This is a genomic window from Burkholderia sp. APQ4-4ca (genome assembly GCF_057837105.1).
Genome location: NZ_JBYQCG010000116.1, coordinates 26,019 through 32,208 on the forward strand (window position 1 = coordinate 26,019; position 6,190 = coordinate 32,208).

Here is a 6,190-nt window from a genome sequence, read left to right on the forward strand (position 1 = left end):
GGCGCGGCAGTCGAAGGGCGGTTCATGGCCGGCAAGCGACCGCTCGCCGGCAGCGATGCCATCAAACCTCGGTCTGCTCCGCTATCTCAAGGGCATCGTCGACCTCAATGCCGAGATAGCGAACCGTGCTTTCCAGCTTGGTATGTCCGAGCAGCAATTGCACCGCCCGAAGGTTCTTCGTCCGCCGGTAGATCAGCGAAGCTTTTGTCCGGCGCATCGTGTGGGTACCATACGCCGTATCGTCAAGGCCAATCCACGCAATCCACCGATGCACCAGTCTGGCATATTGGCGCGTCGACAGATGCGGTGATGTATGCAACCGGCTCGGGAACAGAAAATCCTCCGCCTTCAGTCTCCGCGCTTCGATCCAAGCTTCGAGGCTCTCACTGATCTGTTCCGTGATCTCGAATTGCACGGGCCGCTGGGTCTTCTGCTGCATAATCGTCGCTCTAGACGCCACGTGGCTTCCGTGGCGGACATCCTGAACCTGCAACCGCGTAAGATCGCACGCTCGGAGCTTGCTATCAATTGCGAGATTGAACATCGCGAGATCACGAAGGTTCGACGTCATCTGAAGTCTCGTCCGAATCGCCCAGATTTCTCGGAGCTTTAACGGCGGCTTCTGCCCGGTGAGCTTGCCCTTGTTCCATGGCACACGGTGGCCAACGAAGACGTTCTCGGTTTCCATGACAATCTCCTTTCAAGCAAAGGGAGATTGAGTGTGCACCTCTACCAGCGGGCGCTATCGACCCGAAGCGGTCACCGGATCAAATCATTTGTGAAGGACCGTTCGCGATCAATAGCGGCCGTTTCGCGCATATCGGGGGGCCGTGAATGGCCTCTGGCCTGCTCCTCATTGCCCAACGCCATCGCGAGCTTCGTTCGATCGAGCTCGCCTTCCCACGCCGATACCGCGATCGTCGCTACGCCATTGCCCACGATGTTGGTCAACGCCCTGCATTCGGACATGAAGCGATCGATGCCGAGGATCAGCACCATCGCGCTGACGGGAACGGTCGGCACCACGGACAGGCTCGCAGCGAGCGTGATGAATCCCGCGCCCGTCACGCCCGTCGATCCCTTCGAGGTCAGCATCGTGACAAGCAATAGCGTGAGTTGCTGCGCAAACGACAAATGTGTGTTGGTCGCCTGTGCGAGAAACAGCACGGCGAGGGTCATGTAGATGTTAGTGCCATCGAGATTGAACGAGTAACCGGTCGGCACGACGAGCCCCACCACGCCGCGCGGGCAACCCAGGCGTTCGAGCTTGTCCATCAGTTGCGGCAACGCCGCCTCGGACGTCGATGTACCCAGCACGATCAGCAATTCGTCGCGGATATAAGCGAGAAAGCGCCAGAGACTGAACCCGCACAGACGCGCGACGATGCCGAGCACGACAGCCACGAACACGAACGCGGTGAAATAGAACGTGCCGATCAGCTTCAGCATCGGCAGCAGCGAACCGATGCCGTAACGGCCTATCGTGAATGCCATCGCCCCGAAGGCGCCGATCGGCGCGAGACTCGTGACCATCCGGACGATGCGAAAGAATGCCTTGGACAAGGTTTCGATCATCTGCGTGACGGGCGCGGCGGGCCCGCCCATCAGTGCGAGCGCCGTGCCGAACAGCATCGCGATCAGCAGCACGGGAAGGATGTCGCCCTGAACCAGCGCGCCGAGAAACGTGTCGGGTATCACATGCGCTATAAATCCGGCGATGCCGTCGCCATGCGCCGCCTGCGCCGCATAGCCTGAAACGGCGCGCGCATCGAGCGTCGACGGATCGACGTTGAAGCCGTTGCCCGGCGCGATCACGTGCGCGGCCAGCAAACCGATCCCTAGCGCGAGGGTCGATGCGACCTCGAAATAGAGCAGCGCCTTGCCGCCGACGCGGCCGACTTTCTTCATGTCCTGCATGCCCGCGATACCCGTCACGACCGTGCAAAAAATCACCGGCCCAATGACCATCCGCACGAGTTTGATGAACAGATCGCCAAGCGGCTTCAACGCAATCGCCGCGTGCGGCGCGAAATGGCCGAGCAGCACGCCGGCGACGATGGCCGCAAGCACCTGCACATAGAGAATCGTGTAAAACGGTTTGCGCTTCATGTGTCTCCTCCATTTTCGAGGCAAAGGGATGCCCTTCCCTTCTTCGGTCGGAAGGGAATCGGCTTGGCTAAAGCAGGGAACCCGCTGCGTCGCGCGGCGGTTCGATGCTTACATCACTTGCGCCCAGGGATGCCGCGCAAAATGCGCCTGTTCGAACGCTTCGATTGTGGAGAGAGAGTCGAGCGTCAGATCGACGGTATCCATGCCTTCGATCACCATGCGCTTGTGGCGCGCACCAAGCGGATACGCATACTGCTGGTCCGACGCGGACCTCACCGTCTGCTGTTCGAGATCAATCGAGATCGATGTGCCGGGCGTTGCGATCGCCTCGCGCGTCAACGCATCGACGGCATCGCGATCCAGTTGCACGAGCAGCAGACGGTTATTCATCGCGTTGGAATAGAAGATTTCCGCGAAGCTCGGCGCGATCACCGCCTGAAATCCGTATTGCTGCAAGCCCCACACCGCATGCTCGCGGCTCGATCCGCAGCCGAAATTCGCGCCGCCGATCAGGATGCGCGCGTTCGCGTAAGCGCTCCGGTTCAGCACGCAGTCCGCGCGAGCTGCGCCTCGCCCGTCGAAGCGCAGGTCGTACAGCAGACCGTCGGCGAGACCTGTTTTGTCGATGATGCGCAGAAACTGCTTCGGCATGATCTGGTCGGTGTCGAGGTTGTCGATCGGCAACGGGGCGGCGATGCCTTCGATGATCGTGAGTCGCGTCATGATGCATATGCCTCCAGTGTGCGGACATCGGTGATGCAGCCGGTCAGCGCGGCAGCCGCCGCCATGGCCGGACTCATCAGATGCGTGCGGCCGCCGCGTCCCTGGCGGCCTTCGAAATTGCGGTTGGTTGTGGACGCGCAGCGTTCGCCGGCTTCGAGTATGTCGTCATTCATCGCAAGACACATCGAGCAGCCCGGCTCGCGCCATTCAAAGCCCGCATCGATCAGCGTCTTCGCGATGCCTTCCTGTTCGGCGGCACGACGCACGCTGCCCGAACCCGGCACGACCATCGCGCGCACGCCTGGCGCGACGCGCTTGCCGCGCACGATCGCGGCCACCGTGCGCAGATCTTCGATGCGCCCGTTGGTGCATGAGCCGATAAACACGCGGTCGATACGGGTGCCGGCAATCGGCCGGTTGGGGGCGAGTCCCATGTAGTCGAGCGCGCGGCGCAGCGAGGCCGCGGCTTCCGGGGTCGATTGCACGGTTTCGTCGGGGATCGGCTGATCGATGGCGACCGCCTGATCGGGAGTCGTGCCCCAGGTGACGAACGGCGCGATGTTCCACGCGTCGAAGCGGTGTTCGACGTCGAAGTGTGCGCCCGTGTCAGACTGCAAGTCGCCCCAGTCTTCGAGCGCAGCTTCCCAGGCTGCTTGGTCGAGTGAAGGCGCGTGGGTGCGCACGTAGTCGAAGGTGGTCGCGTCCGGCGCGATCAGCGCAGCGCGCGCGCCCGCTTCGACCGTCATGTTGCACAAGGTCATGCGCGCCTCGGCCGACAGCGATTCAATTGTCGAACCTGCGAATTCCACGGCATACCCGCGCGCGCCTTGCGCGCCGATCCTGCCGATGATCCAGATGACGACGTCTTTTGACGACGTGCCGTACGGCAATGCGCCGTCGATCGTGATGCGCATGGGCCGCGCAAGCCGGTACACAAGCGTTTGCGTCGCGAGCACGTGCTCGACTTCCGACGTGCCGATGCCGAAGCCCAATGCGCCGAGCGCGCCGTAGGTGGTGGTGTGGCTGTCGCCGCACAGCACGACCATGCCGGGGCGGATCAGGCCGAGTTCCGGCGCGACGATATGTTCGATGCCTTGCAGCGGATCGTCCGCTGCAAAGAGCCGGATGCCCGCGCGCTCGCAATTGCGCGCCAGGTTCTGCGCCTGCAACAGCGACGCCGCATCGCGAATCACGCGCGGCGACTCCGCATGAGTGGGAATGATGTGGCTCACGACGGCGAGCTGCTGATGCGGACGGCGCACGGCGCGGCCACGTGCATCCAGTGCGCTGAACGCTTGCGGGCTGGTGTACTCGTTCATCAGATGCAGATCGACGTACAGCAGTACGTTTTGTTCGTCGATACGCGCGACGGTGTGCGAATCGACGAGTTTCTGGTAAAGGGTTCGGTTGGACATCGGCTTACTCGCTGAGAAAAGGCAGCACGCGTTCAAGCAACAACTCCGGCGCTTCTTCCGGAATGTAGTGGCCGCAAGGCAGGGCTTCGCCCTGCAGGTTCGTTGCATACGCCTGCCACTCGGCGAGCGGCTTGAAGCATTGCTCGATCACGCCTTGCGCGCCCCACAACGCCATGAACGGGCAGACGATGCGCTGCCGTGAAGCGAGCGTCGCGCGATCGTGCTCAAGGTCGATCGTGACGCTCGCGCGGTAGTCCTCGCAGATGCCGTGCGCCGTTTCCGGATCGGACAGGCAACGCAGATATTGCGCGTAAGCGTCGGCCGCGAACGGCGCGAGGCCGGCGCTGCGCGCGCCGATCGTCTGTTTGAGATAGAGATCGGGATCCGCGAGGATCAGTGTCTCCGGAAACGGCGCGGGACGCACCAGCATGAACCAGTGCCAATAGGCGCGCGCGAAGTCGAAGGAAGTCTGCTCGTACATCGCGAGCGTCGGCGCGACATCGAGCGTCACGACGCGCGTCACCGCATCCGGATGATCGAGCGCCATGCGCGCCGCGACCCGCCCGCCCCGATCGTGGCCGATCACCGCGAAGGTCGCGTGGCCGAGACTACGCATCAGTTCAATCTGATCGAGCGCCATGCGGCGCTTCGCGTAGTTCGCGTGATCGGCAGCGCCCGGCGGCTTGCCGCTGTCGCCGTAGCCGCGCAGATCGGCGGCGATCACCGTGAAATGCTCCGCCAACGCGGGCGCGACCCTGTGCCAGATCGCATGCGTTTGCGGATGCCCGTGCAGGAGCAGGAGCGCGGGGCCGCGCCCGCCCTGTATGGCGTGAATGCGTACATCGTCGACAGTCGCCGACACGTTCCTGAAGCCTTCGAACATGGTTGTCTCCTGATCTTGATTCGAGTCTAATTGATGAATCATGCGATTTGGTTTCCTGAAGTTCATTCCGGTCGTAACTTTAAGGAACGAATCAACAAACAATATGGAGCATTGAAATGGATGGTTTCTCGGACCTGAATCTGTTCGCGCTCGTGGCGCGGCATCGGAATTTGGCCGCTGCCGCGCGCGAACTGGGCGTGACGCCGCCCGCGATCAGCAAGCGGCTTGCGCAACTGGAACGGCGCCTCGGCGTGCGCCTGATGAACCGCACGACGCGGCGTCTGAGTCTTACGCCGGAGGGCGAGCTCTACCTGTCGAACGGCTCGCGCATTCTCGACGAGTTGTCGGAACTGGAGCACCTCGTCACGCAAAGCCGCGGCGAGCCGACGGGACTTCTGCGCGTGAATGCTTCGTTTGGATTTGGCCGGGCGCGCATTGCGCCGGCGGTGTCGGAATTCGTCGCGCGCTATCCCGCGATGAAGATTCTGCTGCATCTGACCGACCGCCCGATGAGTCTTCAGGACGAGGGCTTCGATCTCGGAATTCGCTTCGGCGAGGTGCCGGATGCGCGCATCAACGCGCGGCTCCTGCTCGAAAACAGGCGCGTGGTGTGCGCGTCACCCGGCTATGTAGCGCGGCATGGCGAGCCTTCCGTGCCGCACGATCTCATACGGCACGCGTGCATCGTGTTGCGCGAGAACGAGTCGGCGTACGGCACGTGGCATTTTTCCCGCGGCAAGCGGGCGGAGACTGTCAAGGTGGATGGCGCATTGTCCAGCAACGACGGCGGCGTCGTGCTGCATTGGGCGCTCGAAGGGCGCGGGATTGTCGTGCGATCGCAGTGGGAGATCGCGGAGCACCTAGCGAGCGGCGAACTCGTTTCGTTGCTCGCGGACTGGGCATTGCCGGACGCCAATATCCATGCGATCTATCTGGAGCGCAACCAGCTTTCGGTCAAGCTCAGGACATTTGTTGACTTCCTGGGCGAGTATTTGCGCAGGCCGGCGAACCTTGCGTGACACGCTATCGTTGTGAGCAGCGAACCGGGCTCACACGTGAC

6 protein-coding genes are annotated in these 6,190 nt (G+C 62.6%); 1 reads left to right on the forward strand and 5 read right to left on the reverse strand.

Features of this window, described 5'->3' with window-relative positions; genetic code table 11:
- Positions 1-61: 61 nt before the first annotated feature.
- The 5 genes from AC3IFE_RS14995 to AC3IFE_RS15015 form a co-directional block, all read right to left on the reverse strand.
- The gene (locus AC3IFE_RS14995; protein WP_489190969.1) at positions 62-688 is read right to left on the reverse strand and encodes a tyrosine-type recombinase/integrase; all 627 of its coding nucleotides are present in this window, start codon (positions 686-688) and stop codon (positions 62-64) included.
- Between the two features lie 71 nt (positions 689-759).
- The gene (locus AC3IFE_RS15000; RefSeq protein ID WP_489190970.1) at positions 760-2,109 is read right to left on the reverse strand and encodes a dicarboxylate/amino acid:cation symporter; all 1,350 of its coding nucleotides are present in this window, start codon (positions 2,107-2,109) and stop codon (positions 760-762) included.
- Positions 2,110-2,217: 108 nt separating this feature from the next.
- Positions 2,218-2,832 carry a 3-isopropylmalate dehydratase small subunit gene (leuD, locus tag AC3IFE_RS15005; protein ID WP_089467445.1) on the reverse strand — a complete coding sequence of 205 codons (615 nt, stop codon included), beginning with the start codon at positions 2,830-2,832 and terminating at the stop codon, positions 2,218-2,220.
- Positions 2,829-4,247: a 3-isopropylmalate dehydratase large subunit gene (gene leuC, locus AC3IFE_RS15010; protein ID WP_489190973.1), complete on the reverse strand. Its 1,419-nt coding sequence runs from the start codon at positions 4,245-4,247 to the stop codon at positions 2,829-2,831. The genes leuD and leuC overlap by 4 nt, the downstream gene beginning before the upstream one ends.
- A gap of 4 nt (positions 4,248-4,251) precedes the next feature.
- Positions 4,252-5,130, reverse strand: coding sequence for an alpha/beta fold hydrolase (locus tag AC3IFE_RS15015; RefSeq protein WP_089467447.1), 879 nt, complete (start codon positions 5,128-5,130; stop codon positions 4,252-4,254).
- Between the two features lie 116 nt (positions 5,131-5,246).
- Between AC3IFE_RS15015 and AC3IFE_RS15020 the strand changes: the two genes are divergently transcribed.
- Positions 5,247-6,149: a LysR family transcriptional regulator gene (locus AC3IFE_RS15020; RefSeq protein ID WP_089467448.1), complete on the forward strand. Its 903-nt coding sequence runs from the start codon at positions 5,247-5,249 to the stop codon at positions 6,147-6,149.
- Positions 6,150-6,190 lie beyond the last annotated feature (41 nt).

Excerpts from the sequence above, each read along its gene's own strand:
- AC3IFE_RS14995 (WP_489190969.1), bottom strand. The coding sequence starts at position 688 with ATGGAAACCGAGAACGTCTTCGTTGGCCACCGTGTGCCATGGAACAAG.
- AC3IFE_RS15000 (WP_489190970.1), bottom strand. The coding sequence starts at position 2,109 with ATGAAGCGCAAACCGTTTTACACGATTCTCTATGTGCAGGTGCTTGCG.
- leuD (WP_089467445.1), bottom strand. The coding sequence starts at position 2,832 with ATGACGCGACTCACGATCATCGAAGGCATCGCCGCCCCGTTGCCGATC.
- leuC (WP_489190973.1), bottom strand. The coding sequence starts at position 4,247 with ATGTCCAACCGAACCCTTTACCAGAAACTCGTCGATTCGCACACCGTC.
- AC3IFE_RS15015 (WP_089467447.1), bottom strand. The coding sequence starts at position 5,130 with ATGTTCGAAGGCTTCAGGAACGTGTCGGCGACTGTCGACGATGTACGC.
- AC3IFE_RS15020 (WP_089467448.1), top strand. The coding sequence starts at position 5,247 with ATGGATGGTTTCTCGGACCTGAATCTGTTCGCGCTCGTGGCGCGGCAT.